The sequence below is a fragment of the Candidatus Leptofilum sp. genome, assembly GCF_965223285.1.
In the GTDB taxonomy this organism is placed as follows: Bacteria; Chloroflexota; Anaerolineae; order Promineifilales; family Promineifilaceae; genus Leptofilum.
Map to the genome: position 1 here is coordinate 5,952,065 of NZ_OZ244997.1, position 24,592 is coordinate 5,976,656.

The following is a 24,592-nucleotide window of genomic DNA, read 5'->3' on the forward strand; positions in this document are numbered from 1 at the left end:
TACCTCATGCAAAGACGCGAAGGTGCAAAAGGAAAAATGTATGGCTTCGCGCCTCTGCGTGAAATTCAATGACAATGCTTTGCTCCATCCGTGAAAAGTGAGAAAGTTCTCACTTTTCATTGCTGCCTATTTCACTTTTTATCCTGTCTGAATACCCTTTTTCCATGCGAAAAGCGCGACATTTATGGTACGCTGGGCTGGTTGTAGTCATTATGCTAGTGCTGATTGCCTGTGGTGAATCCACTCCGGCGACGAGCAAGGTGCCTGAACCGACAGCGGATTTAGCCATCCAACCGACCCCAACACTGGCATCTGGGGTGCCATCCTTGCCCCCACCAACCCCGCAGCCCAATCAGGCAGAAGAGGCAGTGGGAACGGCGGTTGCCACCATCCCCACCGTCACACCTTTGCCCACCGTGACCCCGCTGCCTTCGCCAACCCCGTCTCCTGCGCCACAAATTCGCTTGACGCTGGCAGAAACACAGCTATACAATGGCGATTTTGCCGCCGCTGTCGAAAATCTGACCGCCGCCAAGCAAATCCAGGAAAGCTACACAGCCTCGCAGCAGATGTACATTTTGTATCAGTTGGGGGTGGCCTTGCAGGCAGACGGCCGTTTCGCCGAAGCTATTGCTGCTTTTGATGATTTGGCAATTCAATTCCCAGACTCTGTGCCCACTGACGTTGATTTGCGGCTGGGGCAGCTTCACGCCGCATTGGGAGATAGCCAATCGGCCATTGCTGCCTACCAATTTTATTTGGGGCAAAACCCCGACATGGCCGCCTACGTGGAGCCGCTGCTGGCCGAAATCTATGCGGCCAATGGCGAAACTGCTTTGGTGATAGCCGCCTATGAGGCAGCGGTAGAGGCCCCCGCCCAGCGGCTGAAAGAAGTGGCCAACCGGCAGCAGTTGGCTCAGCTTTACGTGGAAAACGGCCGTTTCACCGAAGCCATCACCCAATACGACGCCATCCGCAACCTGGCCCGCACCGAATTCACCAAAGGTCAGATGAACTACCTGGCAGGGATGGCTTATCTGGCCATAGAAGATACGGAGGCGGCGTACGGCCGTTTCCGCATCGGCCTTACGCAATATCCTCGCGCTTACGAATCGTACCTGGGACTGGTGCAGTTGGTAGAGGCTGGCGTCATTGTGGACGAGTATCAGCGCGGCATTGTCAACTTCCACGCCCAATCGTACCAGCCCGCTATCGCTGCCTTTGAGCGGGTCATCGCCATCCGCCCGGACGACTATCCTGCCGATACCCATCTTTACATTGCCTGGAGCTACGAAGCGTTGGGCAACGGCGCAGCGGCGTTGGTTGCCCTGGCGCAGTACGCCACGCTGGAACCCGCCGCTGGACTATTTGAAGAAGCCAATTTGCGCGCCCGTGCTGGAAATTGGGCTGCTGCTTTGTCGCTTTATCAAGATTATTTAACGCAGTTTCCCGACGGAGCCGATGCGCCGCTGGCGGCATGGCGCGGGGCCAATGCGGCCGCAAATTTGGGGGATGTGGATACGGCCGTTTCCCTCTACACGCTGCTCGGCAATAACTACCCGGAATTTGATGAGTCTGCGGAAAGTTTGTTTTTGGCGGGTCGGTTGGCGAATGAAGCGGGGGATGTGGAAACTGCTCTGGATCGCTGGCATCAACTCATCTTAAATTACCCACAAACCGAGTACGGTGGCGCAGGCGTACTCTGGCTCCAGCGCACGCTGCCCAATTATGCGCCAACTCCCACCGCCACGCCCGATCCAGATGCCACTGTCGAGCCAACACCAACGGGAACGCTTGCACCTAGCGAACCGGAAGCGGCCGTTCCCACCATTGATCCCGACGAAATTGCCAGCGACGCGCAGCGGCTGCTGCTCACCAATCGGCGGGTGGATTATTATTGGTTGCGGGCGGAGGGATTGGCTGCTGGGGATGAGGCGTTTGTGGGCAACGGCCGTTTCTTCCCGCCAACTCCCTTCGAGCAGGAAAGTTTGCAGGCAGACGCTGAAATGTGGCTGCGAGATTGGCTGCTGCTGGATGAAGACGCCCCGGTCAGCCAGCTTAGTGCCACGCTTGCAGGCGATCCCCGGCTGATTGTGGGCCAAAAGCTGTGGAATGCAGGCTTGTTGGAAGCTGCCAAAGCCGAATTCGAGAATTTGCGTGTTTCTGTAGCCGATGATGCGCTTTTGAGCTATCAGCTTGCCCTCTACTTCCGCGACATCGGCCTCTACCGCTCCTCCATTTTGGCAACCTCCAGCGTGCTCAATTTGTCCGGGCAGAGCGTCTTTGAAGCACCTAAATTCATCGGGCAGCTTGCCTACCCGGTCTACTATGCTGATCTCATCTTGCCATTGGCCGAGCAATATGAGTTTGACCCCCGCCTGCAATTCAGCCTGGTGCGGCAAGAGAGCTTGTTCGAGAGCTTTGCCCGCTCTGGCGCTGCCGCGCAAGGGTTGAGTCAGGTCATTCCAGACACGGGCGCATACATCGCCAACCTGCTTAACTGGCCGAACTTTGTAAACGAGGATTTGTACAAGCCGTATGTGGGGCTAAATTTTGGTGCATTTTACCTAAGCCAGCAGCTTAACAGCTTCGACGGCCACGCCCACGCCGCCTTGGCTGCCTACAACGGCGGCCCCGGCAACGCCGCTCGCTGGTACAATGCGGCTGGCGGCGACCTCGATCTATTCGTTGAAACGGTCAACTTCCCCGAAACCCGCCTCTACATCGAGCGCATTTTTGTTGGCTTTGTCATTTACGACTTTTTGTACGGCAGATAGTGCCGCGGCTGGTATAATTGCGCTATCTGTAAACAGGTGATTGGAGACTGGAAATTTGCGATTGTATTGCTCTTAATCTCCAATCTCTAATCTCTAATCTCTAAAAAAGGAGTGCCTCATGGCCCTGCACCCTCTCGCCGGGAAGCCAGCCCCCAGCGACATGCTCGTAAATATTCCTCGACTCATTTCTACTTATTACATCACCCATCCCGACCCCAACAACATTGATGAAAAAGTGAGCTTTGGTACGTCTGGTCATCGCGGCTCATCTTTGGCGGGTAAATTTAACGAAGATCATATTTTGGCGATTAGCCAATCCATCTGCGAATATCGCCAAAAAGTGGGCATTCGCGGCCCGCTGTATTTGGGGATGGATACACACGCACTGTCCGAAGCAGCGCAGGCAACGGCCGTTGAGGTGTTTGCGGCCAATGGGGTGGAGCTATTCATTCAAGCTGATTTAGGGTACGCACCGACACCAGCCATCTCGCACGCCATTTTAACGTACAATAACGGTGGCAACGCCACCCGCGCCGATGGCGTCGTCATCACCCCTTCGCACAATCCGCCGGATGACGGTGGCTATAAATACAATCCGCCCGAAGGTGGCCCAGCCCCTTCGGAAACCACCCAAACCATCCAGGATCGGGCCAATGAAATATTGGCTGATGGGTTAAAAGTGGTGAAACGGATGCCGCTGAAGCGAGCGATGCAGGCCAGCAACGTTCACCATTACGATTTTATGATGCCCTACATCGCCGATCTGGAAAACGTGATTGATATGGCCGCCATTGCTCAGGCTGGCCTCAAAATCGGCGTGGATCCGATGGGCGGGGCGGCAATTGATTATTGGGAACCAATTGCCGAGAAATATGGGCTAAACTTGACGATTGTGAATACGGCCGTTGACCCCACCTTCCGCTTCATGACCGTAGACAAAGATGGCAAAATCCGCATGGACTGCTCCTCGCCCTACGCCATGGCCAGCCTCATTCGGCTCAAAGATGAGTTTGACATCGCCTTTGGCAACGACCCAGACGTGGATCGGCACGGCATCGTGACCAAAAGCACCGGACTGCTGAACCCGAACCATTATTTGGCGGTGGCGATTTGGTATCTGTTCCAGCACCGCCCCGGCTGGCCTGCGGACGCGGCGATTGGCAAGACGCTCGTGTCCAGCTCGATGATTGACCGGGTGGCGGCCAAATTGGGGCGGCGGCTGGCGGAAGTGCCGGTCGGCTTCAAATATTTTGTAGATGGCTTGGTCGATGGCTCCTACGGATTCGGCGGCGAGGAAAGCGCGGGCGCATCCTTCCTGCGGCACAACGGCAAAGTGTGGACCACTGACAAGGATGGCATCATTTTGAATTTATTGGCGGCGGAGATTACGGCCGTTACCAACCGCGATCCCGGTGAGCATTACCAAGAGCTGGAGGAGATGTTTGGCAGCCCCGTCTACCAGCGCAGCGATGCCCCCGCCAGCCGCGAGCAAAAAGCGATTCTTAGCAATCTTTCGCCAGAAATGGTGAGCGCAAGCGCGATGGCGGGCGAACCGATCGCAGCCAAATTGACCCACGCACCGGGCAACGGCGCAGCCATCGGTGGGCTGAAAGTGGTAACGGAGAATGGTTGGTTTGCCGCACGGCCGTCTGGCACTGAGGACATCTACAAAATCTACGCCGAAAGTTTCAAAGGCGAAGACCACTTGCGCCAAATCCAGTCCGAAGCTAAAGAAATCGTCCAGGCGGCCTTTGATGGTGCGTAAATAAACAACTGCTTTCTAGAATGGATGTTCTAAGTTATAATACCCACCAAGTCAGGTGGGTATTTTTTTTGCCAACTTGTGAGCTGGTTGACCCCCTTGCACTAGAAAGACAATTGGAGATATGCAAGATGATGAATCCGGGTGTTGATAACTATTTGGGGGTGGGATGCGGCCGTTGTCCCTTAGGCGGCACACCAGATTGTAAAGTCCACAACTGGCCAGACGTTTTGGTCAAATTACGTGCTATTCTGCTGGAAACGGACTTGACTGAAGAAGTGAAGTGGAGCGTGCCTTGCTACACGTTTGACGGCAAAAATATCCTTCTGATGAGTGCCTTGAAAGGGTATGTGGTGCTTGGCTTTTTCAAGGGCGTTTTGCTAAAAGACCCGCACGGCGTTTTGATTCAATCTACACCCAACATGCAGGCAGAGCGCCAGCTTCGCTTTACCACGGTGGAGCAAGTTGCGGAGTTGGAGCCGATAATAAAAGCAATTGTAAAGGATGCGATTGAAGTGGAAAAAGCGGGTTTGGAAGTTGAGTACAAAAAAGACCTCAGAATTTGACGTCCCGGAAGAGCTGACGGCCAAATTTGAAGAAGACCCGGCCTTCAAAGCAGCGTTTGAGGCGTTGACACCGGGACGGCAGCGAGGTTATCTGCTTCATTTTTCTGGCGCCAAGCAGTCCAAAACGCGCACATCGCGCATTGAAAAGTGCTTGCCAAAAATCTTCGAAGGCATCGGATTACACGACCGCTATTAAGCTTGACCATTTTGTAGCCGCGGATTCTTTCCGCGTTCCAATGGCGCGGAAAGAATCCGCGGCTACGGTGAAGGAGAAAAAAGCATGTGGGAACAAAAACTAGAGCGTTACGATAAGTTGGTGGATAAATGCCCAAGATTTGTGCGAAAAGGGAAAACTGTGCCCTACACCTCGGCAAACGGGCATATGTTTTCGATACTTAACAAGGATGGTGAATTGGGCTTTCGCTACGGCAAAGAGGTTCAGCAAAAGTACATTGAGGAATTTGACACGACCCTCTTTAAGTCCTACGGAGCCACCATGCGCGGCTACGTGCTAATCCCTGAGCATATGTTTGAAGATTTGGACAAATTAGCCGAATACCTGAACGAAAGCTACGATTACGTGACGTCGCTTGAACCAAAATAAATCGAGACAATCATATTTCTTGGCTCATATTCCATTACAAAACTTGAGATTTAGGTATCATTCTCTTTGCTTGATGTTGAATTTAAATTGAATGAAGTCAAAACGCGGTCGAATATGCCTTCAAACTCGTCTATTTTATGTGCTGGTGCGCTGAATTGAAGAATATAGGCATCTTCGCCTGATAGAACATATACATTGGTGATCAAAAACGTTTTTAGTCTAAGGCGTGAGTGTTTACGGTAAGTCTGGATCAAGACTGGATAATCTTCCAATCCAATATTGCTGTCCTCAAGTTGTGAGATTGACCACCCACCACCGGTTATTTCAATCAAATCTAATCCCCAGTCAGCTATGTTTTCCAGAGTTCCATTTGGCATTCTGCGATGATGGACTTTAATAGAACTCTGTGAAGGAACGAGGAAAGCGTCACCACTAATAAAATGAACAGCTAAATCATCCTGGTTCTTGTATCCGTTTGTGTATTCACCAAGTTTGACCCAATGTGCAGGATAATCAATCGCAAATTCATGGTGCTGACTGGTAAATGTTCGCCAATCCCCATAAAACCAGCTAATACGGGTCAGTGTGTAAAGAAGATAAACAAATAGCAGTGCGCCAAATTTCGTTGGAATAAGAATGTGCCGCTGGGTATTACCAATATTTATTTCTTTCCAATGTACAAAATGGTAAATTAGTTGTTTGATAGACCCAATCATGTTTCTTGGTTTCCAAACTACCATTTGGCATGGGGATAATGGTTTAGAATGTTTTGATCTTTGGAAATGAGAATATCACTGTTTAAGCTGGCGTTGGCGACGATGAGGCGGTCGAAGGGGTCACGTGTCCAGGAAACGGCCGTTGCCTCACCAACCACCGCCTGAAAACGTTTATCACACGTTTGCAAGCCAATTCGTGCTGCCAAATCAGTTATGATTGTCTGGGCATCCACCGTAATTCGCTCGATTTCATGCAAATATTGCAGCTCTAGCTGCACAATGGGGGAGACGATCAGATCATTCTCATTGAGTAATGCTTGAATCTCGTCACTAAATCGCGCTAGCTGCCCAGCATAGAGCCACACTACCACATGCGTATCAAGGTAAATCAAGATTCACCTCTTTTTCCCAGCTAATGGCCACTAAATCTTCTGGATCACCCTGAATGACATTTGAACGAGGGATTAGATTCTGCAATTTTTGGCCTGACTCCACCGGGACTATCCGTAGGCGCTTGTTTCCTTTATTGATTTCCAGTGGAATACCACTGTCCAGGACTTCTTCTAGTAGCTTGTAAATATTAGCGCGAAGCTCAGTTGGGGTTACGGTTTTCACTTTTTCACCTCCTCCTCCAGAATACGTACGCTCAACAATTGATGTACGTACATGATAATTGATCGGCGAAGGATAGTCAAATGTGTGTGGCATGGCGGGACGCTGGCACAGCCAGAGTAAATAGCAAACGGCCGTTTACCATTCCCCATTTTTCGGTTAACATTGCGGCCTTATGGAAACAAAACTGTCTCGCTGGTGCGATGGTCTTATTGAGGTCGGCTGGCTGTTTGTGGTCATTGCCGTCCCGCTCTTCTTCAACATTCATTCTGATCGTGTTTTTGAACCGGATAAATTGACGCTCATGCGCTCCATTGCTTTAGTGATGGGGGTTGCCTGGCTGGTGAAATTTGTGGATTTACGGCAGTGGGAGCTCGCTTCCCGCCTGCGCTGGCGCGCCGACAATTCGTTTTGGCGAATGCCATTTTTGCTAATAATCACCTTGCTGGTGCTGGTTTACATCATTTCCTCCATTTTCTCGGTGACGCCTGCGGTGAGCTGGGCGGGGTCTTACCAGCGGCTGCAGGGGACGTACACGACGCTCTCTTACATCGTTATTTTTGGCACCACGATTGCCACGATGCGGACGCGGGCGCAGGTGCGACGGTTGGTAACGGCCGTTATCATCACATCCATTCCCGTCGCCTTTTACGGCCTGCTGCAACATTTCGATTTGGACCCGCTGCCTTGGGCCGGGGACGTGACCCAGCGCGTGGCGGGACACATGGGCAACGCCATCTTCATTGCCGCCTACCTCATCATGGCCGTGCCGCTGACCGTGGCGCGAATTATCGCCTCGTTTAGCTCGATTTTGAGCGATGAGGAGCTGTCTGGCGCGGACGTGATGCGCTCGTCGGCCTACATTTTTGCGGTGGCGATTCAGCTCATTGCCATTTACTGGTCTGGTAGCCGGGGGCCGTGGCTGGGATTGGGGGCTGGACTGTTTGCCTTCATTTTGGTGGTGCTGGTTGGGCTGCGAAACGCTGCCAAAGACCAGGGACGGTTCCGTTTGAAGGAAGCTGGGACTGGGGCGGCGTTTGTTTTGGTGGGAACGGCCGTATCCTACACCGTCATCCTGCTCATCTTGCGCGGACTTACTGGGGCGGGCTTGCTGGCGAGTCTGGCCGGGGCGATGTCCAGCTTTGTGGCGTTTGTCTTTGCCGTGGCCTTGGTTGTGGTAGGCATGTTTGTCTTGGTTGCCGCCCGGCGCGGCTGGCGCTGGCTCTGGTTTAGCTGGATTGTGATGTCGGCTGTGTTGGCCATTTGGTTGGTGCTGTTTAATCTGCCCAGCGACACAAACGCACGACTGGCCGAAACGCCTGTGGTGGGCAACGTCTTCACCACGCTAAACGAATGGCGCGAACTGCCCAGAATCGGCCGTTTGGGGCAGGTTTTGGAGGCTGACACGGGCACAGGGCGGGTGCGTACCCTCATTTGGGAGGGGGCGTTGGAGCTGATTCAGCCGCACGAACCCATCACCTTCCCCGATGGCAGCAGCGATACGTTCAACTTTTTGCGGCCGTTCATCGGCTACGGTCCAGAATCCATGTACGTGGCCTACAATAGCTTTTATCCGCCGGAGCTAGCCACATTGGAAGCCCGTAACGCCTCGCCGGACCGCTCGCATAACGAGACTTTTGACGCTTTGGTGATCACTGGGGTATTGGGCTTTTTGATATGGCAGGCGTTGTACCTCAGCGTCTTTCTATACAGCTTCCGCTGGCTAGGCGTGCTTCGCAGCAAGTTTGAGCGCAATTTGCTCATTGGCTTGTGGATTGGTGTGGGGGTGATTACGGCCGTTGCCTTCACCATTTGGGGCGGGGCGGTGTACATTGGCGTGGCCCTGCCGTTTGGCTCCATTTTGGGGCTGGTGCTGTACCTGATTTATTATGCCCTGTTTGCCAGCAGCGATGAGAAAAATGAGCAACCTTTTGCTGCTGAGCGTCTATTAGTAGTGGCGTTGGTTGCCGCTATTTTGGCTCATTTTGTAGAAATTCACTTTGGGATTGCTATATCCGCTACTCGGCTGCATTTCTTCCTCTACGTAGGATTGCTGTTTATCATTACCTACTGGTTGCCCCAACAGCAAGGCAGCTCCACTGTTGCCGAGGAAGATGCGTCAACGCCCAGCAGAGGCAAGGGTAGGCGTCGTCGCGCGGGGCGCAAGGCTACAACGCCAGCCGTTTTTGCTAGTTGGACAGGGCCAGTGCTGCTGTATGGCTTTATGCTCACGCTGCTCATTGGCATCATAGGCTTTTCCTTCATCACCTATTCGCAGCCTCCCAATTTGGTGATTGAAAACGCTACCGATTTAACGGCCTTGGATGTGCTGAACCAAAGCCTGTTTGTCAATATCAAGCGAGATTTCATCGAGTCTCCCTTTGTTTACCTAATGCTCGTGCTGGCTTGGAGCTTAGGCTTGCTCATTGCCGTGAGTGAGATGGTAAAGGATGGGGAGCTAAAAATTACGGCCGTTTCCCGCGAAATCAACGACAGCCGCCAAAATAATATTGCCATCACTTTTTTGGTGGTGGGTGCGGTTTCACTCTTATTCCGCCTCATTTTCCCACTGCCGGATAATGCCACCGCAACCGCTTTGCTAGGCCAAACGCTGCTGTGGATTTGGGGTGCACTTTGCCTGTGGGCGGGCGGCAATTTAATGCTGGCTTTGACCAAAAATGCTCGTTTATTCGCGGCGGGCGTAGCGGTGACAGGCTTGCTGTTCTCGCTACCGGTAATTGTGGGCGGTGGCTTTTTGGCAGGATTGGGTACGGTCGTTTTTAGCGGCATCATCCTCTACTACTTGTGGGATCCCGCCTGGCGCAATTTGCTGACCCCGGTTGGCCTGATGGCGACCATTTCATTTGTATTTGGCTTGCTGTACGCGTTGTTCCAAGCCAATTTGTACCGTTACTCGCTGCTTTACCGTGCCTTTGAACCCCCACCGCAAACGGTGGAGCAGCTACCCAGTTACCTCATCGACGAAGCGGCGTATGCGGCCGACTTTTTGACCTACTTCTACATCTTTGTCTTTTTGCTGATGGTGGTAGCCGCCTTTGCCGTGAGCACGGGCAAGAAACCGCGACTGCGCCGCAACGGCTCAACGCCGGGATACGCTATTTTGGCTATATTGATGGCAGTGGCCAGTGTGATGGTGGTGCTCACAAATTTGCAAATTGTGCAGGCAGATATTGTGTATAAACGCGGCCGTTTTTACGATAGTGAAGCGGCGGCCACGGGCGATCCCAACGCTTGGGAATACGCCATCGCCATCTATCAAGATGCCATCGATCGTGCCCCGAACGAAGATTTTTACTACCTGTTCCTGGGACGTTCCTATTTAGAACTGTCGAACGTGACAACCGATTTGGTGCGGCAGGAGCAGCTTTTGGCGGAGGCAGAGCAACAACTTTTTATCGCGCAGGAAATAAATCCGTTAAATACAGACCACACTGCCAACTTGGCCCGACTGAACACGCTTTGGGCTAACAGCAGCGGCAATGACGCCGTGCGTGCCCAGAATCTGGCCGATGCGGAACAATTTTACAAACGTGCTTTAGAGCTAAGTCCGCAAAATTCGATCATTCGCAATGAATACGCCCGCCTAGTGCTGAGTCAGGGCCAAAATTGCGTAGGTGGCTTGGACATTTACGAGCAGTCTGCCACCATTGATCCGTTCTATGCTGACACCTTCTTTACTTGGGCAGATGCCGCCGCCGCCTGCGCCGCTGAAGCGGATGGAGCAGACGCAGATGCGTTTTATGCAGAAGCGGTTACGGCCTTGCGCCAGGGGCTAGACTTGGAGCCAGACAATGCCCGCGCCTGGCTACGGGCTGGCCAGCTTTACCAACGAATTGATGAATTCACAGAGGCGATTGCCGCCTACGATGAGGCCCTGCTGCTCGACCCCAGCCAGCAGGAGATTCCGGCCTGGAACGTGAAATATTTGCAGGCGCAAGCATACCGGGATTTGGGCCAGCTAGATGAAGCGGAAGCGTTGGTTGCTGAAGTGCTACAATTGAGTCCGCCAGAATACCAGGGCGAGATTCAGCTTTTCCTCCAGCAGCTCCGGCCCGATTCTACCTCTCCTGCGTCGTCGGTGGATGAGGAACGGCCGTTAGCCAACATCCCCCCCGCCGAACGCAACAACTTCTACAGTGAATACCCTGCCTTCGTAATTGACCTATCCCAAATGTATGAGGCCATCATTCAAACCGAAAAGGGAGAGCTTCGTTTACGACTATTTCCGGAGGAAGCCCCACTAGCGGTGAACAGCTTCGTCTTTTTGGCGCAGCAAGGCTTTTATGATGTCACCACCTTCCATCGCGTTTTGGCAGATTTTGTGGCGCAGGGGGGCGATCCCACCGGTACGGGTGGTGGCGAGCCAGGCTATCGCTTCACCGACGAGGTAGACAACGGGCTAACCTTTGATCGCCCTGGTTTGCTGGCAATGGCTAACGCCGGGACAAACACAAACGGCAGCCAATTTTTCATTACGTTTGCAGAACAACCGGCTTTGAACGGCCGTCACACCATCTTTGGCGAACTCATTGCCGGCGAAGATGTGTTGCAAAGCCTCACCTTGCGTGACCCCGAACAAAATCCTGAGTTTATCGGCGACCAAATTGTGCGTATAGACATTATTGAGGTAGCCGACGAATGAAATCCGCCAATCCCCACTCTCCTCTTTCTGCCTTTTAAGCTATGCAAACCGTCCTTGCCATTTTCCTCATGGCACTTTCCGTTACAGTGATCAGCATTCCCTGGGTGCGTCGCCTGGCACTTCGTACGGGCTTTGTAGATAGTCCCGCCAAGCGCAAGCTGCACAGCACACCAATGCCGCTGTTGGGCGGGGTGGCTATTTTTGGCGGTGCCGTGCTGGCTGTCATCGCTTTCGTGCCAGCATTTCCTAACACGGTGGCCGGCGTTTTGCTTTCCCTTACTGTCGTTGCCTTGGTTGGTCTGCTAGATGATCGGTACGGCTTACCCGCCTGGGTGAAGCTGACCGGGCAGTTTGTCGGCTTTCTCATTCTGGCTCTATTTGATATTCGCGTTAAGCTGCCGCTGCCGGAATTCCTCAATTACACAATCACTTTTATATGGCTGGCGGGCATCAGCAACGCCGTCAACTTTTTAGACAACATGGATGGCTTGAGTGCTGGCGTTAGCGGCGTGGCGGCAGCGTTTATCATGCTGTTGGGGTTGCAAAATGATCAATTCTTGGTGGCTGGTTTGGCAGCGGCCGTTTTTGGGGCATGCCTCGGTTTTTTGCGGTTCAACTTCAAGCCCGCCCAAATCTTTATGGGGGATACCGGCTCGCTGTTTCTTGGCTTCATTTTGGCGTTGCTAGGGTTGCAGCTGCGCTTTCCGGCCAACAGCAGCTTTGTCACCTGGATGGTGCCTGTCTTTATCTTGGGATTGCCAATTTTTGACACAACGTTGGTCATTGTTTCCCGGCTGCGGCGCGGGGTTAGCCCCAACACGGCTGGCAAAGACCATTTGAGCCACCGCCTGGTGCAGCGGGGGTTTAGTCAGCGGGAAGCCGTGCTATTGCTTTATTTACTAACCGGCGCGAGCGGCATGATTGGCGTGTTTGTAACCGAGGCAACGGTTGTAGAAGGCTACCTGATTTTTGGCACGATGCTGCTGCTGGGGGGCGCGGCCATTTGGCAGTTAGACAAGCCTGCATAATCATTTTCTCTCTTTCTTTAGTTTTTCCTGTGAATTGGTTTCAATAGTTGCATAAACGTGGCAATTCCGTCGGGTCGGTCTCATACTTGGATGGTATGTTATTTAGGCTTGCGTTTTTTCTTTTTTAGCCACCAAGCAGTAATGGTTAGAGGTTCGCTATGTCTTTTGATTGGCAGACAGAAGAAGAGAATGATTGGGATGAGCAGACGTGGCAAGAAGCGCCGGAAACGGCCGTTTCTCCCACACGCCCCTGGCGCACAATCATCATTATTGTTGTCCTCTTGGCGGTTGGCGGCTTTGTTGTTTACCAGCAGGTAAACCAGCGTCTTGATGAGGCGACCGCTGCTGTCGAGACAGATATTTTTGCGACGCACAACTTACTCAGCCGTGCTGCTGCCAACCATGATGGTGAATTGGGCAAGGCGGTGCTTTCTGGGCGCGATATGGGCTGGAGCCAGGCGCAAACCAATTTGTTGTCGGCAGGCTTGTTTTCTCAAAATCCCCCTTTCGGTTTGACCTTGGCAAATGCAGACGGTGCCTCTGCGCCGCTCTCCCGCGAGGATGATCGCTTTGTGTCGCTAGAAGTGGATCCAGCACTCAACGGTGCCGAACTGCAATATGGTCAGGCGTACCTTGCTTTTACCGAGGATGGCATAGAGTCGATAATTTTGCAGCGAACGGCCGTTTACCGTCGCGGTGAAACCCGTTGGCTGCTCTCGCCACCGCTGGATGAATTTTGGGGAGACTGGCAAACTGAAGAAACAGCCAACATGAACGTGAGCTTCCCAGCACGGGACGCAGAAGTTGCTATTCAGCTTACAGAGGATTTGAATAACTTGATAGCAGAAGCGTGTGAGCAACTGCCTGATCTGAACTGCTCTAGCACTATTCAGCTTCGCCTGGACAGCGATCCAGAAAGCCTGCTGGCAGTTGCTGACTCAGCCAATCTGTACGATGGCAATTTGCGGTTAAATTTACCCACGCCTTCGCTCATTGGCCTGCCCGTCAATGAAGTCGGGTACCAGGCGTTGCTAAATGCGTATGCAGCCCAGGTGCTTGCCGGTCTTGTGGCCCATTCTGTGGAATATGAGTGTTGTGAACACGCGCCGATGTTCCAGGCATTGATGCGCTACCAATTAAGTGAATTAGAATTGGTCGATTGGCCCGTGACCCAACAGACACAGCAGGATTTAGCCGCGACGGGTGTGCATACTGAACTGCTTTTTCCATATTGGAGCAGTTCCGATTTTGGGCAAATTTTCAATGACAGCAGTTGGCAGCTTTATGGATTTGTAGACTTTCTACTTAAGCAGCATGCACCTCAACTGTCGGTGCGGGATGTGATGCGTGAGATGAACAGTTCGCGAACGTACCAGGCCTGGCTGGTTGGATTGCGGCGGGAGGTAGGTGGCCAACCTTTTGGTGAAATAGACCGAATTTCCCGCGATTGGTGGTTTTATGCGATGACACAGGCGGAAATAACGGCCGTATCTCAACAACCCATCTCGTTGCCAGCTCAGGATTTGCAAATTGGTTGCCTTGCCAATTTGGACGACTCTTTTGAAAACCCGCCTGAATCAGTTTTGTATCGTTACCAGTTAGATAAGGAGCAATGGCGCGAAGAAGGGATATTTGCCGGATTGGCCTTTTTTAACCCCTTGCCCCAGGATAATGGTGTGATTTTGCAACTTATTGACACCACGTCTTCGCAGCCTGCTTGGCAAACGGTCTGGTGGGAACAAGGTGGAGGGGTAAATATTCTGAATGCTGATGAAATTTACTCAATTTCACTGGGGCAGATGGACCCGGAAGGCCAATTCCTGCTAACTTATTTTGGAAACAATAATGACGAATTTGTCCCCAAACCGCTGCTGGTGGACATTCAAACCTGTGAGACAGGGGAGTGTGAGCGTACTGTATTGGCCGAAGTCCCGCATTGGTCGCCCAATGGGCAAGGGTTGCTGCTTACGACTGAGGGAATGTTCTCAAGCACGCAATATCTTGTAGACAGACGAATTATCTCTTTGAACTCTGAAGCTCAGAATTTGCCGTCCACCATTCAATATCGTGCTGCTCAAGATGCACCGCAAACGGCCGTAATTGTTGGCGAAGGCAGCGCACCATTTTGGATCAATAATCAGGAATTTGGGTACATACGCACGCTTTTTGATGATGTGCAAACCCCCACACAGGAGTTGATCATTGCCTCGATTAACAATCCCGACCCCACATTCTTGCTGACAGCCGCTGAGTTAGCCGAAGCTCTACCAGAGGGTGAAGCTCTCTCTTTGCAAATGCGGTATGCCGTCACCCACCCAAGGGATGAAGCGTTGCTGGTAGTGATGGCTATGCAGCAAGCATCTGATGGCTACCTCTTCTTGGTCAATCGCCAGAATGGCAGCGTTGAAATGCTGTTTCCACTCAATAACTCTAGAGGAGAACACACGCTTGGATTCTCGCCAGACGGCCGTTTCCTGGTAGCAACTGGTGCTATGCGGCCAGAAGCCAGCGGGCTGAGCCGGCAAAACTCGCTTTTTGGTGCCTTATTCCTGTACGATTTTGAAACAGATGACCTACAAACGATTTTAGTTAACACCGACACGTTTTTGCCTTCCTTTACGTTTGATTGGTCTATGGATGGCAACTGGTTGGCATTTACGCGAGCCGCCAATGTGCTGGGCCTTGTGGCCCCAGCCTATGACTTCCAGCAGGCCATCCCGCATGAAAATGGTGATTGCACCTCGCTTGCCTGGATAAATCCGTAAGAATTTGGCTTATCTATGAGAGGAAGCATGATATGAGCAAACAGAAAGTTCAGCAGCAATTTGGGGCCAACGCCGCCGCCTATGCCACCAGCACGGTTCATGCTAAAGGGTATAGCCTTAAACGGCTGATTGAAATCACACAGCCACAATCTGATTGGCATGTGCTGGACGTGGCAACTGCTGCCGGGCACACAGCCTTTGCCTTTGCATCCCACGTTGCCCACGTTACTGCCACCGATCTCACGCCAGAAATGTTGGTCGTGGCTACCAACCTTGCCGAGGATAAAGGGCTCACCAACCTTACATTCGCGCCAGCAGATGCCGAAGCATTGCCCTATGATGCTGCTTCTTTCGATTGTGTGACCTGCCGCATTGCGCCACACCATTTCCCCAACATTCAGCAATTCATTGCTGAGGCAGCGCGGGTGCTAAAACCTGGCGGCTTGCTGGCCGTTGTTGATAACATCGTGCCGGGAACGCATCTGCGGGGCAAAAAAGCGCGGCTGCTCAATGAAGCGGGTAACTACGTGAATGCCTTTGAAAAACTGCGCGACCCCAGCCACGGCCGTTGCTGGAGCGTCTCTGAGTGGGTATATGGGTTTGGTCAGGCTGGTTTTGCCGTGGAACACCAAGAGTTGCTGAGTAAAGAGATGGAATTCAGCGGCTGGGCGACTAGGATGCAGGCATCTCCTGAGGACATTACCAGATTGAAGGCAATGTTGCTGCAAGCACCAACGGCCGTGGCGGAATTCTTGACGCCCCAAATCAGCAACGATAGAATCACCTTTCGTTTAACAGAACTACTGATTGTTGGAAGATGTGGCTAGGCGTAGTGGTTAGTGGCTGGTATGGTCTACTAGCAACTCGCAACTAAAACTATGAGCAAAAAATATCATTTCTGGATTACAGGCTGTCAGATGAACTATGCCGATGCTCGGCGCGTGGCGACGGAGCTGGAAAAGCTCGGCTACAGTGCCACCGGCCGCGCGGAAGACGCCGATGTGATTGTGCTAGAAACATGCACGGTGCGTCAGCAGTCAGAAGACAAGGCGTACGGGAAGCTGCAAAATTTACGGCCGTTAAAAGAGAAAAATCCAGACAAAAAAATTGCGGTAATGGGCTGCGTGGTGGGCGTGCGCGGTAATGAGCACCTTGAGCAAAAGTTCCCTTTTGTGGATGTTTTCATGGAGCCATCCACCGATGGTAAGCCGCTTGTCTCTTTGCTGCGTCAGGATGATGATCTGAATCTGGAGCTAACAGAAACAACGCAGCGGCATGCCCTGATGGATGGCGAAGTAATTTTGCCTGCTGATCAGCGTGGTCAGCTTGTTTCTGCGCCCGTGAGCATTGTGTATGGCTGTTCCCACGCCTGCACATTTTGCATTATTCCCCAAAAGCGGGGCATCGAGCGCAGCCGACCCATCGGCGAAATTGCTGCCGAGGTGCGTTCGCTGGTAGCACAAGGCGTGAAGGAAGTGGTGCTGCTAGGCCAAATTGTGGACCGTTATGGGTACGACATGGGCGGAGCAGATTCCGCAGACGGCCCCGACCTTGCTGATTTGTTGCGCGTGATTAATGGCATTGACGGCTTGCAGCGCATTCGCTTCCTCACCAGCCACCCGAACTACATGACCGACAAGATTCTCCAGGCAGTTGCCGATCTGCCGAAAGTGATGCCCCAAATTGAGGTACCCATCCAGGCTGGCAATGATGAAGTCCTGGCCAACATGAAGCGAGGCTACACCCAAGCGGAGTATCGGGCATTGGTTGAGCGAATTCACAACATTGTGCCGGATGCGGCCGTTCATTGTGACATCATCGTCGGTTTTCCTGGCGAAACCGAGGCACAGTTCCAGGATACCTATGATGTGCTGGCCGACCTCAAACTGGATAAGGTGCATTTGGCACGCTACAGCCCACGCCCGGGCACTGTCAGTGCTCGCCGCATGGCAGATGACGTGCCGGATGCTGAAAAGCGGCGTCGCTTCCACCTCATTGAAGCGTTGCAAAAAGAGGTCTCGCAAGAAAGAAATAATCGCTGGTTGGGCGAAACGGTGGAAGTGCTAGTAGAAAGCAAACACAAGGGAAGCTGGCGCGGCCGTTCTCCGCAAAACAAGCTCGTTTTCTTTGACGATCCCCGCGAATTAAAAGGTGAACTGGTGCAGGTCAAAATTGAACACGCTGGCCCCTGGAGCCTCTCCGGGACGCTGGTGGATGCTAATGTAGCGGAGCTAGAGCCAGTTGAAACCATCCCGTTGACCGTTTTATAGTTTAGGTTACAGGCTACTGCATAATTGCAAAACTACCGGCTTGCTTTTGGCTTTGGCTCAGAACGGCCGTTAAATTGTCCTCACTGTTGACCATGTAGGCCACCATGCCGCTGGCTTGCAGAACGGAAAACACCCCGTCTGAAGAACGATATCCGCCAAACGAGGCTGGATTCACCAGTACAGACACCACCCGCAGCCCGCGCCGCGCTAACTGTCGAGCGGCCGTCGGCCACTCTTCTTGTGTAGAGGGGGTAATGACAATCACCGTTGTGCCCCGTGGAAACAAATGGGACTCTGCGTGTAGCATATCTGAAATTGGAATTTCACCTTCCGCCCGCAGCACGGACAGCGTTTCCAAAATGCGGTTCATCTGCCGTTCACCCCGGTCTGGCTGGACGATTTCATTGGTTTGACCGTAGCCCAGCATACCCACGGCGCGATCATGCCGCAGAAAATATTGGGCTAGGGAGGCGGCAATCGTTACGGTGTACTCTTCAGTCGTAGCCGGTAGCTTGAACTCGTCTGGATTCCGCCAATTCGGAATAAACCCCCAGGGACCCCAGCTAAGTTGGTCATCGGATTCATCTTCCTGGCGTGGGGCAATATGGCCAAATATGGCCATGTCCGGCACAATCCAAATGTCTGCCAAGGGATCAAGCTCAAACTCTTTGACAATAAGCCGGTTGCGGCGGGCGGTGCTGCGCCAGTGGATGCGGCTAAAGCTGTCGCCGGGGGCATAATCTCGCACGCCAGACGCATTGGTGGTGACGTAATGCGTGCGGCGGCGCAGTGCATCCCCACCGGGCAAAATCCCTAGAGGAAGGGCAAACTGGTGAATTTCAAAGGTGAGGGGGTAGATAACAACATTGGTTGTTGGTACCAGGTCGCGTTGCATGGGGAACAGGCCGAAGGGATCGCTGGTTTTCAGGCGGATGGGGCCGAGTTGGTACCGTCCCCGCTGGCGGCAAACGGTGGTTACACGCCAGGCGTAAGTGCGGTGCGGCCCCAACCCATTCACCACGTGGCTAGAATAATGGTGCGGCAATGAGGAAAAATCGCGCACCTCAAGCCATAATTTGGGAATGCGGCTGGTGTTGCGGACGGTGAATCGTTCTTCTAACGGCCGTCCCACTTGGGCACGGCGGGTCCGTGTTACTCTGGACAAATGGACGTAGTTTATATTGACCCAGGCCCAGCCGAAGGAGATAATGAGCAGGACTCCCAGGAGATACGCCAAACTGAATAAAATATCTCGCCCGGTGATCAAGCCGCTAAAAAGTGCCACAAAGGCCAGTATGATGACGGCCGTTCGTCGTTGTTGCCTGAATTTAAACATGATGGCTGCTAAGATGCTTGCATTTGGCCACCGGGTACAGGCACTTTGTCCAAAATGTCCTGCACGATGGCGTCTGGCTCGATATCCTTGATGCGGGCGGCAGGGCCAACGATGATGCGGTGGCTTAACGAGGCACCGGCTAGCGCTTTTACATCGTCGGGCAGCACATAATCCCGGCCAAACATGGCAGCGCGTGCCTGGCACAAACGGTAGAGTGCCAAAGCCCCCCGCGAGCTGGAACCAAGATAGACATCTGGATGCTCCCGCGTCTGGCGCACGATATCAATGATGTACTCTTTTACCAAATTGTCGATGTACACTTCTTTTACGGCCGTTTGCACCTCCAGCAATTCCTCAACCGAGACAGCCTGCTCAATAGATTCAATCGGGTGTTTGAACTGCTGCCGATCAAGAATGTCAATTTCCTGCTCTTTGGTGGGGTAGCCAAGCTGAATCCGCAGCAAAAAACGGTCCAATTGCGCCTCTGGCAGGGGGAAGGTGCCTTCATACTCGATGGGATTTTGGGTAGCCAGCACCATGAACGGAGCTTCTAGCGGGTACGTGGTGCCATCAACCGTAACCTGCTTCTCTTCCATCGCTTCTAGCAAGGCAGATTGTGTTTTTGGCGTGGCCCGGTTAATTTCGTCCACTAGCACAATTTGAGCATGGATGGGGCCAGGGCGAAACTCAAATTCGCGTGACTTCTGGTTGAAGACAGAAACGCCAGTGACATCACTGGGGAGCATATCTGGCGTAAACTGGATACGTTGAAATTTGCAGCCAACTGATTTAGACAAACTTTTGGCCAAGACGGTTTTGCCAACGCCAGGAACGTCTTCGATGAGGATATGCCCCTGACACAACAGCCCCAATACGGTAAGCTGCACAGCCGACCGCTTGCCGACAATCACTTTCTCCACATTCTCTACAATGGTGTTGGCTACTGCTTCAATATCTACCATTTTGGATGCTCCTTGTTTGGGTGGTTTCCTGTAAAAAACGGGCAACTGAAATCGAAGATACCTCGTTTTTACATGCGTGCTCACGATTGTACCATAAACGGTAATTTTGGTGACAATACAGGGTCAGGCGTTGGTGAATCGTTGGGTTTTTGTTCAGGTAAGCAACATACACTGCCAATTTTACAAGGTGTGGGTCAGGTTGCGTTAAGAGAAACGGCCGTTCTCATGCTCTCATCACAATTTCATGATGTCGTATGAAATTTCTTCTTGGCTGTTTGTTTTTTCTCACTCGACTAAATTGCATAAGAGGGTTTTTGCTGCGGCAACATCGGGTGAGTGAGGTTCTGGCTCAATTTTGGCCAATATTTGGGCCACTATCGAGCTGGCTGGCTCGGTTTTCCCTTGCTCATGCCAGAGGCGGCCCAAACTGGTGGCGGCTTTGAGTTCCCAAGCTGTCGCTTCTTGCTGGCGTGCCAACTGAATGGCTTTGTGCAGGCAAATTTCGGCTTGTTCTGTATCACCAGCCAGCAGGTGCAGTTCTCCACTGACGCGCTCGATTTCTGAGGCAAAGTATGTTTCCAGGCGACTGTATGCTTCGGTTCTGGCTTGGTGGATAGCTTGCCATGCTTTCTCTAATTGGTTGTGTTGTCGGTAAGCATTAGCCAAATTGAGGTAGCGAGAACTGAGGCCAAGCCGCGCCCCCACGGCCGTTTCCATGGCCATCGCCTCTTCCATTTGTGTAAATCCATCGTTGGGCTGCGCGTTGGGTTGTGGTTGGGAAACGGCCGTTTCAAATCCCAAATAAAATTGACTGAGTGCCAGCAGATATTGAAAATGATGTTTTTTAGCGAGGGAAACGGCCGTTTCAGCATGGGCCTTCGCAGCTGTGGCTTGCCGCAGGTAATAGCCGTTGGGGGAATAGCCAGCCAGTAGTTCAATAAACGTTTTTGTGTAAGGATGGTCAAGCTCATCTGCCCAGACCAGGGCTTGCTGCACACAGGCAGTGGCTTCAGCAAAGCAGCCTTGATGAAAGAGCACGTGCCCTTGCCACATCATGGCGGCAATGCCGGGGTCTTGGCCAAAGGTGTAAACAAGCGGTTGGTGGACGGGTGGATCATAAATGGCACAGGCTTGGCGGAAGTGTGTTAGCGCAATCCGGTTGCGTCCCATGAAGAAGTGCGGAAGCCCGGCCAGGACATGCGCCTGCATTCGGTGCATGTCGCTTACAGGGAACTGCTCTACCACGGCCAGCATCTGTTCAGAAACGGTGACTGCCTTGGCCAGATTGCCGCTGACAGCATAGTAGGAGGTGAGCCAGAACAGGCTGGTCACCATTTCTGGTGCCGCTTCAATTTGGAGGCACAGTTCATAAGCCCGATCATAAGCGGCTTTGACTTCTGCATTCGTGTAGCCATTAATTGCTAGCAGCGATGCGCCCAGCACCAACTGGCAGGTAATTTCTTCATGAATGCGGTTGTCGGAGTGAGGCAGTGAATTTAGAAGTACCAGACTGTGCTGATAATGATTGCTGGCATCCAAGTGGGCGGAAAGGCGCAAGGCGTGTTGCCCTGCTAGCTGATGGTAGGTAATAGCTTGGGAAGTCAGTTGTGCCGCCTCAAAATGGTAGGCTAAATCGGCGGCAATAGGGGAGGGTTGCGAGACGGCCGTTTCAAACAGTTCCTCCATGCTTTCCCCAGTGCGCTGGTGCAGGTGGGCGCGTTCGTTGGCATCGAGACGGCCGTACACATACTCTTGGAACAAGCTGTGCCGAAAGCGGTAGTATGAGACAGTTTGCCCAACAACAGACTGCCGTCCCAACGGCTGGATGAGATCGTGCTGGCGGCTCAGATTGGCACTGAAGGCGCGGAGGGTGTCGCTGTATGAATATTGCCCGACGCGAGCCACAATTTCAGCGGCAAATGTTTCTCCCTGCGTGCTGGCAACGCTCAGAAGCTGGCGAAGCCTGGTGGGCAAATGCTCGATGCGCTTCGCGATGATCCCCTCGGTTTTGGCAGGCAAGTGCCCCCAACTGACATTTTTACTGGCTCGCCAGCAGCCATCGCTGTTTTGATACAAATCCCCTCGTACTTTTAGGCTTTTTACCAGCTCAATAGTGAAAAGGGCGTGGCCCCGCGTTTTAGCGAGCAGCGTATCGCGGAACGAGTTGCCTAGCTGATTTGGCTCCTTGTCTAGCCAGGCATCTATAAATAGTCGTCCGTCTACTTGATTCAGCGCTAGTTCAATCTGGCCAAAATCGTGGGTCAGCTCATAAATCAGTCGCGTCAGAGCATGTTGCCCATTGGCAATATGCAAAGCCTCTGGACGGTAACTGCCTACCAAAAGCATCGGGTAGCCGACCAGTTCGCGCCGCAAGAAAAACAGCAGGTCTAGCGTGCCGCTATCTGCCCAATGCAAATCTTCAAGCATTAAGAGCAGTGGTCCCTGCTGGCTGAGCTTACGCAGGAAGCTGACTAACTGCTCGAAGAGGATTTCTTGTGGCGGGGCTTGGGCAACGGCCGTTTCACGCTGTTCTTCTGGTAAATGTGCGGGGTCAACCAACGTAGTCAAGCAATCTGGGGCGCATTGCTGTAACAAATTGAGCACAGTTTGCCGCAGCGACCAAAGGCGTTTGGCTTGGGCAGGGTTGAGGCTGCCATCTCGCCATGCTGGTTCCAAATCACCCAGGCTGTGAGTCAGCAGCGTGCGGATTGGCTGATATGGATTGCCGGGGCCAATGTGGGCCGGGCTGCTGCCCATAAGGGGTATCAGCATGGGCTGTTGCTGTTGCGCTTGCCAGGAGAAAGTGCGAAGCAGACTGGTTTTGCCGCTGCCTGCTTCGCCTGAAATGAAGGCAAAATGTGCTTTTGAGGAAACGGCCGTTTGCAAAAAAGCATTTAGCTGGGCCAATTCTGGTTCCCGTGCCACGAAGGTTGGCGGTGTGGCTGCTGGCTGCGAAAAAAATGGCGGGTAGATGTTGGCGGATTGGTTGGCATCGCCGCGAATTTGTGCGTATAAGCGACGGGTGGCTGGCTCTGGCAGGACGTCTAGCTCAGTAAGCAGTTCGTTCTCAAACTGGCCGTAGTGGGCTAAGGCTTTGCCGCGCTGCCCAGTTTGGGCCAGCAGTCGGAGCAGCTGGCGTTGACCCGACTCATACCAGGGTTCAGTTTGAACCATTTTCCAGGCGTAGCGCACGGCCGTTTTTGGCTGGTGCTGGCTTTCGTAATGGGTGGCCAATTGGTGCAGCGTATGGAGTAGCTGACGTTGAAGCTGTTCGCGTTTGAGCAAGGCCCACTCCTCAAAAGCAATGTTGTTATTAATCGAAAAATCGTCAAGGAAGCGGCCGTGTGCTAATGAAACGGCCGTTTCCAGATCGGTGAGCGTGGGCTCTGGTTGGTTTAAAAGCTGTTCAAATTGAACAGCATCAACGTGGGCGGAGCTAGCTGGGTTGAACTGAAGCGTTTGGCGGGTGACATGGAGGAAACGGCCGTTTTCATCATCAATCACTTGACGAAGATTGGCCAGAGCGCGGCGCAAGTTGGCACGCGCTTTGCGGTGGGATTGACCTGGCCAAAGCAAGTTTGCCAGCTGTTCTCTCCGGAACGGCCGTGCCTGTTCAATAGCCAAATAGAGTAATAACGCGCGAACTTTGTTGGATAGAAAACCGGACACAGGGGCGTCGTCAATTGCTATTTGCAGTGGACCCAGAGTCAAAATCTGTAGCACAGCCATAAAACACCCTCCTCGCTGGTTGGAACTTGCATTGTACCAGAGGAGAACGGCCGTTTTCACCTGACAAAAATCACCAAAAAATAACGACTGGACGTTTTCTTAACGATCGCTTGTTAATCTCTTCATCAGGAAGCGACGTGAGGTGAAGATGGCGATTGAAGAAGCAATCTATCGTTCATTTTTGTTGCGGTTGTGGCAAGTTGAGCAAAACGGTACGCTCACCTGGCGTTGCTCTCTGGAAGAGGTGGCTACTGATAAAAGAAGGCTGTTTATTGATTTAGAGGAAATGCTGGTTTTTTTACGCTCAGAGATTGTAGAACTGCCCCAGAGTAGAAAGAATGAATAAAGGTAAAAACGTAAAAGTTCGAAAGTAGGAGGTAACTTCGCGATGACATTCCAAGTATCAAACATTAGCTTAAAAGCTCCAGATTGGGTTTCTCCTGTCGATTATCACTTCCGCATAGTGGTTTCTATTTCGTTCAATCGAGCAGTTGATAAATCTTCTCTTCACGCTCCTGGAACCGTGAGGATTGACCTAAAGGGAAAAAACGGATTGGGTAGCTTCAACATAGGCGGTACTTTTCAAATCTCTAAAGACTCCAAGGAGGCTGTATTCATCAGTGAAAAACCTGGCAAAGAGTTGATTGACCCCGGTGCTGGCGAGAATGTTAAATACACCATTTCCCTTCTAGGGATTGGCAAAAATGTAGTAAAAGATTCTAGCGGTGAAACCTTAGATGGAGATGGGAACGGTCAACCTGGTGGCAATTTCATTAAGGTTTTAGAGCAAGTTGGTTAAACG

At 52.4% G+C, this 24,592-nt stretch carries 16 protein-coding genes and 1 pseudogene; 11 read left to right on the top strand and 6 right to left on the bottom strand.

Translation table 11 applies throughout. The features are described 5' to 3' along the window. The first annotated feature begins 164 nt into the window (after positions 1-164). The 4 genes and pseudogenes from ACOQPU_RS26635 to ACOQPU_RS26650 all read left to right on the top strand — a co-directional run bounded on the left by ACOQPU_RS26635 (position 165) and on the right by ACOQPU_RS26650 (position 5,709). Entirely contained in the window at positions 165-2,777 is a 2,613-nt protein-coding gene (locus ACOQPU_RS26635) for a tetratricopeptide repeat protein (protein ID WP_420642860.1), read from the top strand. A 118-nt stretch (positions 2,778-2,895) separates the two neighbouring features. Next, positions 2,896-4,542, top strand: a complete 1,647-nt coding sequence (gene pgm / locus ACOQPU_RS26640; protein ID WP_420642861.1) for a phosphoglucomutase (alpha-D-glucose-1,6-bisphosphate-dependent) — start codon at positions 2,896-2,898, stop codon at positions 4,540-4,542. 131 nt (positions 4,543-4,673) lie between these two features. Further along, positions 4,674-5,301 (top strand): annotated as a pseudogene (locus tag ACOQPU_RS26645) (YdeI/OmpD-associated family protein). Positions 5,302-5,385: 84 nt separating this feature from the next. Continuing rightward, entirely contained in the window at positions 5,386-5,709 is a 324-nt protein-coding gene (locus tag ACOQPU_RS26650) for a hypothetical protein (RefSeq protein WP_420642862.1), read from the top strand. Positions 5,710-5,759: 50 nt separating this feature from the next. Here the strand turns inward: ACOQPU_RS26650 and ACOQPU_RS26655 are convergent, their stop codons facing one another. The 3 genes from ACOQPU_RS26655 to ACOQPU_RS26665 are packed head-to-tail and all read right to left on the bottom strand — an operon-like array spanning position 5,760 to position 7,040. Further along, positions 5,760-6,425 (bottom strand): hypothetical protein, encoded by a 666-nt coding sequence (locus ACOQPU_RS26655; RefSeq protein WP_420642863.1) that lies wholly within the window; start codon positions 6,423-6,425, stop codon positions 5,760-5,762. A gap of 17 nt (positions 6,426-6,442) precedes the next feature. Then, entirely contained in the window at positions 6,443-6,817 is a 375-nt protein-coding gene (locus tag ACOQPU_RS26660) for a type II toxin-antitoxin system VapC family toxin (RefSeq protein ID WP_420642864.1), read from the bottom strand. Then, positions 6,804-7,040 (bottom strand): type II toxin-antitoxin system Phd/YefM family antitoxin, encoded by a 237-nt coding sequence (locus ACOQPU_RS26665; protein WP_420642865.1) that lies wholly within the window; start codon positions 7,038-7,040, stop codon positions 6,804-6,806. Before ACOQPU_RS26665 ends, ACOQPU_RS26660 begins: the two co-directional genes overlap by 14 nt. 172 nt (positions 7,041-7,212) lie before the next feature. On the opposite strand from ACOQPU_RS26665, the gene ACOQPU_RS26670 reads away from it, so the two are divergent. The 5 genes from ACOQPU_RS26670 (at position 7,213) to miaB (ending at position 17,763) form a co-directional block, all read left to right on the top strand. Continuing rightward, entirely contained in the window at positions 7,213-11,700 is a 4,488-nt protein-coding gene (locus ACOQPU_RS26670) for a peptidylprolyl isomerase (protein WP_420642866.1), read from the top strand. 41 nt (positions 11,701-11,741) lie between these two features. After that, on the top strand, positions 11,742-12,728 hold the full coding sequence (locus tag ACOQPU_RS26675) for a glycosyltransferase family 4 protein (protein ID WP_420642867.1): 987 nt from the start codon (positions 11,742-11,744) through the stop codon (positions 12,726-12,728). Positions 12,729-12,886: 158 nt separating this feature from the next. Then, complete coding sequence (locus tag ACOQPU_RS26680) at positions 12,887-15,493, top strand: hypothetical protein (RefSeq protein ID WP_420642868.1); 2,607 nt, start codon at positions 12,887-12,889, stop codon at positions 15,491-15,493. 32 nt (positions 15,494-15,525) lie between these two features. Next, positions 15,526-16,320, top strand: coding sequence for a class I SAM-dependent methyltransferase (locus ACOQPU_RS26685; RefSeq protein WP_420642869.1), 795 nt, complete (start codon positions 15,526-15,528; stop codon positions 16,318-16,320). Between the two features lie 51 nt (positions 16,321-16,371). After that, entirely contained in the window at positions 16,372-17,763 is a 1,392-nt protein-coding gene (miaB, locus tag ACOQPU_RS26690; RefSeq protein ID WP_420642870.1) for a tRNA (N6-isopentenyl adenosine(37)-C2)-methylthiotransferase MiaB, read from the top strand. Between the two features lie 13 nt (positions 17,764-17,776). Here miaB and ACOQPU_RS26695 read toward each other — a convergent pair whose 3' ends face one another. The 3 genes from ACOQPU_RS26695 to ACOQPU_RS26705 all read right to left on the bottom strand — a co-directional run bounded on the left by ACOQPU_RS26695 (position 17,777) and on the right by ACOQPU_RS26705 (position 23,790). Then, positions 17,777-19,099, bottom strand: coding sequence for a DUF58 domain-containing protein (locus ACOQPU_RS26695; RefSeq protein ID WP_420642871.1), 1,323 nt, complete (start codon positions 19,097-19,099; stop codon positions 17,777-17,779). Between the two features lie 8 nt (positions 19,100-19,107). Further along, on the bottom strand, positions 19,108-20,061 hold the full coding sequence (locus ACOQPU_RS26700) for an AAA family ATPase (RefSeq protein WP_420642872.1): 954 nt from the start codon (positions 20,059-20,061) through the stop codon (positions 19,108-19,110). Between the two features lie 285 nt (positions 20,062-20,346). Continuing rightward, positions 20,347-23,790, bottom strand: a complete 3,444-nt coding sequence (locus ACOQPU_RS26705; RefSeq protein WP_420642873.1) for an AAA family ATPase — start codon at positions 23,788-23,790, stop codon at positions 20,347-20,349. Positions 23,791-23,938: 148 nt separating this feature from the next. On the opposite strand from ACOQPU_RS26705, the gene ACOQPU_RS26710 reads away from it, so the two are divergent. Continuing rightward, positions 23,939-24,136 carry a hypothetical protein gene (locus ACOQPU_RS26710; protein WP_420642874.1) on the top strand — a complete coding sequence of 66 codons (198 nt, stop codon included), beginning with the start codon at positions 23,939-23,941 and terminating at the stop codon, positions 24,134-24,136. Between the two features lie 42 nt (positions 24,137-24,178). Further along, positions 24,179-24,589, top strand: a complete 411-nt coding sequence (locus ACOQPU_RS26715; protein ID WP_420642875.1) for a hypothetical protein — start codon at positions 24,179-24,181, stop codon at positions 24,587-24,589. Positions 24,590-24,592 lie beyond the last annotated feature (3 nt).

Coding starts and splice junctions, on each gene's coding strand:
- ACOQPU_RS26635 (WP_420642860.1), top strand. CDS start 165: ATGCGAAAAGCGCGACATTTATGGTACGCTGGGCTGGTTGTAGTCATT.
- miaB (WP_420642870.1), top strand. CDS start 16,372: ATGAGCAAAAAATATCATTTCTGGATTACAGGCTGTCAGATGAACTAT.
- ACOQPU_RS26685 (WP_420642869.1), top strand. CDS start 15,526: ATGAGCAAACAGAAAGTTCAGCAGCAATTTGGGGCCAACGCCGCCGCC.
- ACOQPU_RS26650 (WP_420642862.1), top strand. CDS start 5,386: ATGTGGGAACAAAAACTAGAGCGTTACGATAAGTTGGTGGATAAATGC.
- ACOQPU_RS26715 (WP_420642875.1), top strand. CDS start 24,179: ATGACATTCCAAGTATCAAACATTAGCTTAAAAGCTCCAGATTGGGTT.
- ACOQPU_RS26695 (WP_420642871.1), bottom strand. CDS start 19,099: ATGTTTAAATTCAGGCAACAACGACGAACGGCCGTCATCATACTGGCC.
- ACOQPU_RS26675 (WP_420642867.1), top strand. CDS start 11,742: ATGCAAACCGTCCTTGCCATTTTCCTCATGGCACTTTCCGTTACAGTG.
- ACOQPU_RS26680 (WP_420642868.1), top strand. CDS start 12,887: ATGTCTTTTGATTGGCAGACAGAAGAAGAGAATGATTGGGATGAGCAG.
- pgm (WP_420642861.1), top strand. CDS start 2,896: ATGGCCCTGCACCCTCTCGCCGGGAAGCCAGCCCCCAGCGACATGCTC.
- ACOQPU_RS26655 (WP_420642863.1), bottom strand. CDS start 6,425: ATGATTGGGTCTATCAAACAACTAATTTACCATTTTGTACATTGGAAA.
- ACOQPU_RS26710 (WP_420642874.1), top strand. CDS start 23,939: ATGGCGATTGAAGAAGCAATCTATCGTTCATTTTTGTTGCGGTTGTGG.
- ACOQPU_RS26670 (WP_420642866.1), top strand. CDS start 7,213: ATGGAAACAAAACTGTCTCGCTGGTGCGATGGTCTTATTGAGGTCGGC.
- ACOQPU_RS26700 (WP_420642872.1), bottom strand. CDS start 20,061: ATGGTAGATATTGAAGCAGTAGCCAACACCATTGTAGAGAATGTGGAG.
- ACOQPU_RS26705 (WP_420642873.1), bottom strand. CDS start 23,790: ATGGCTGTGCTACAGATTTTGACTCTGGGTCCACTGCAAATAGCAATT.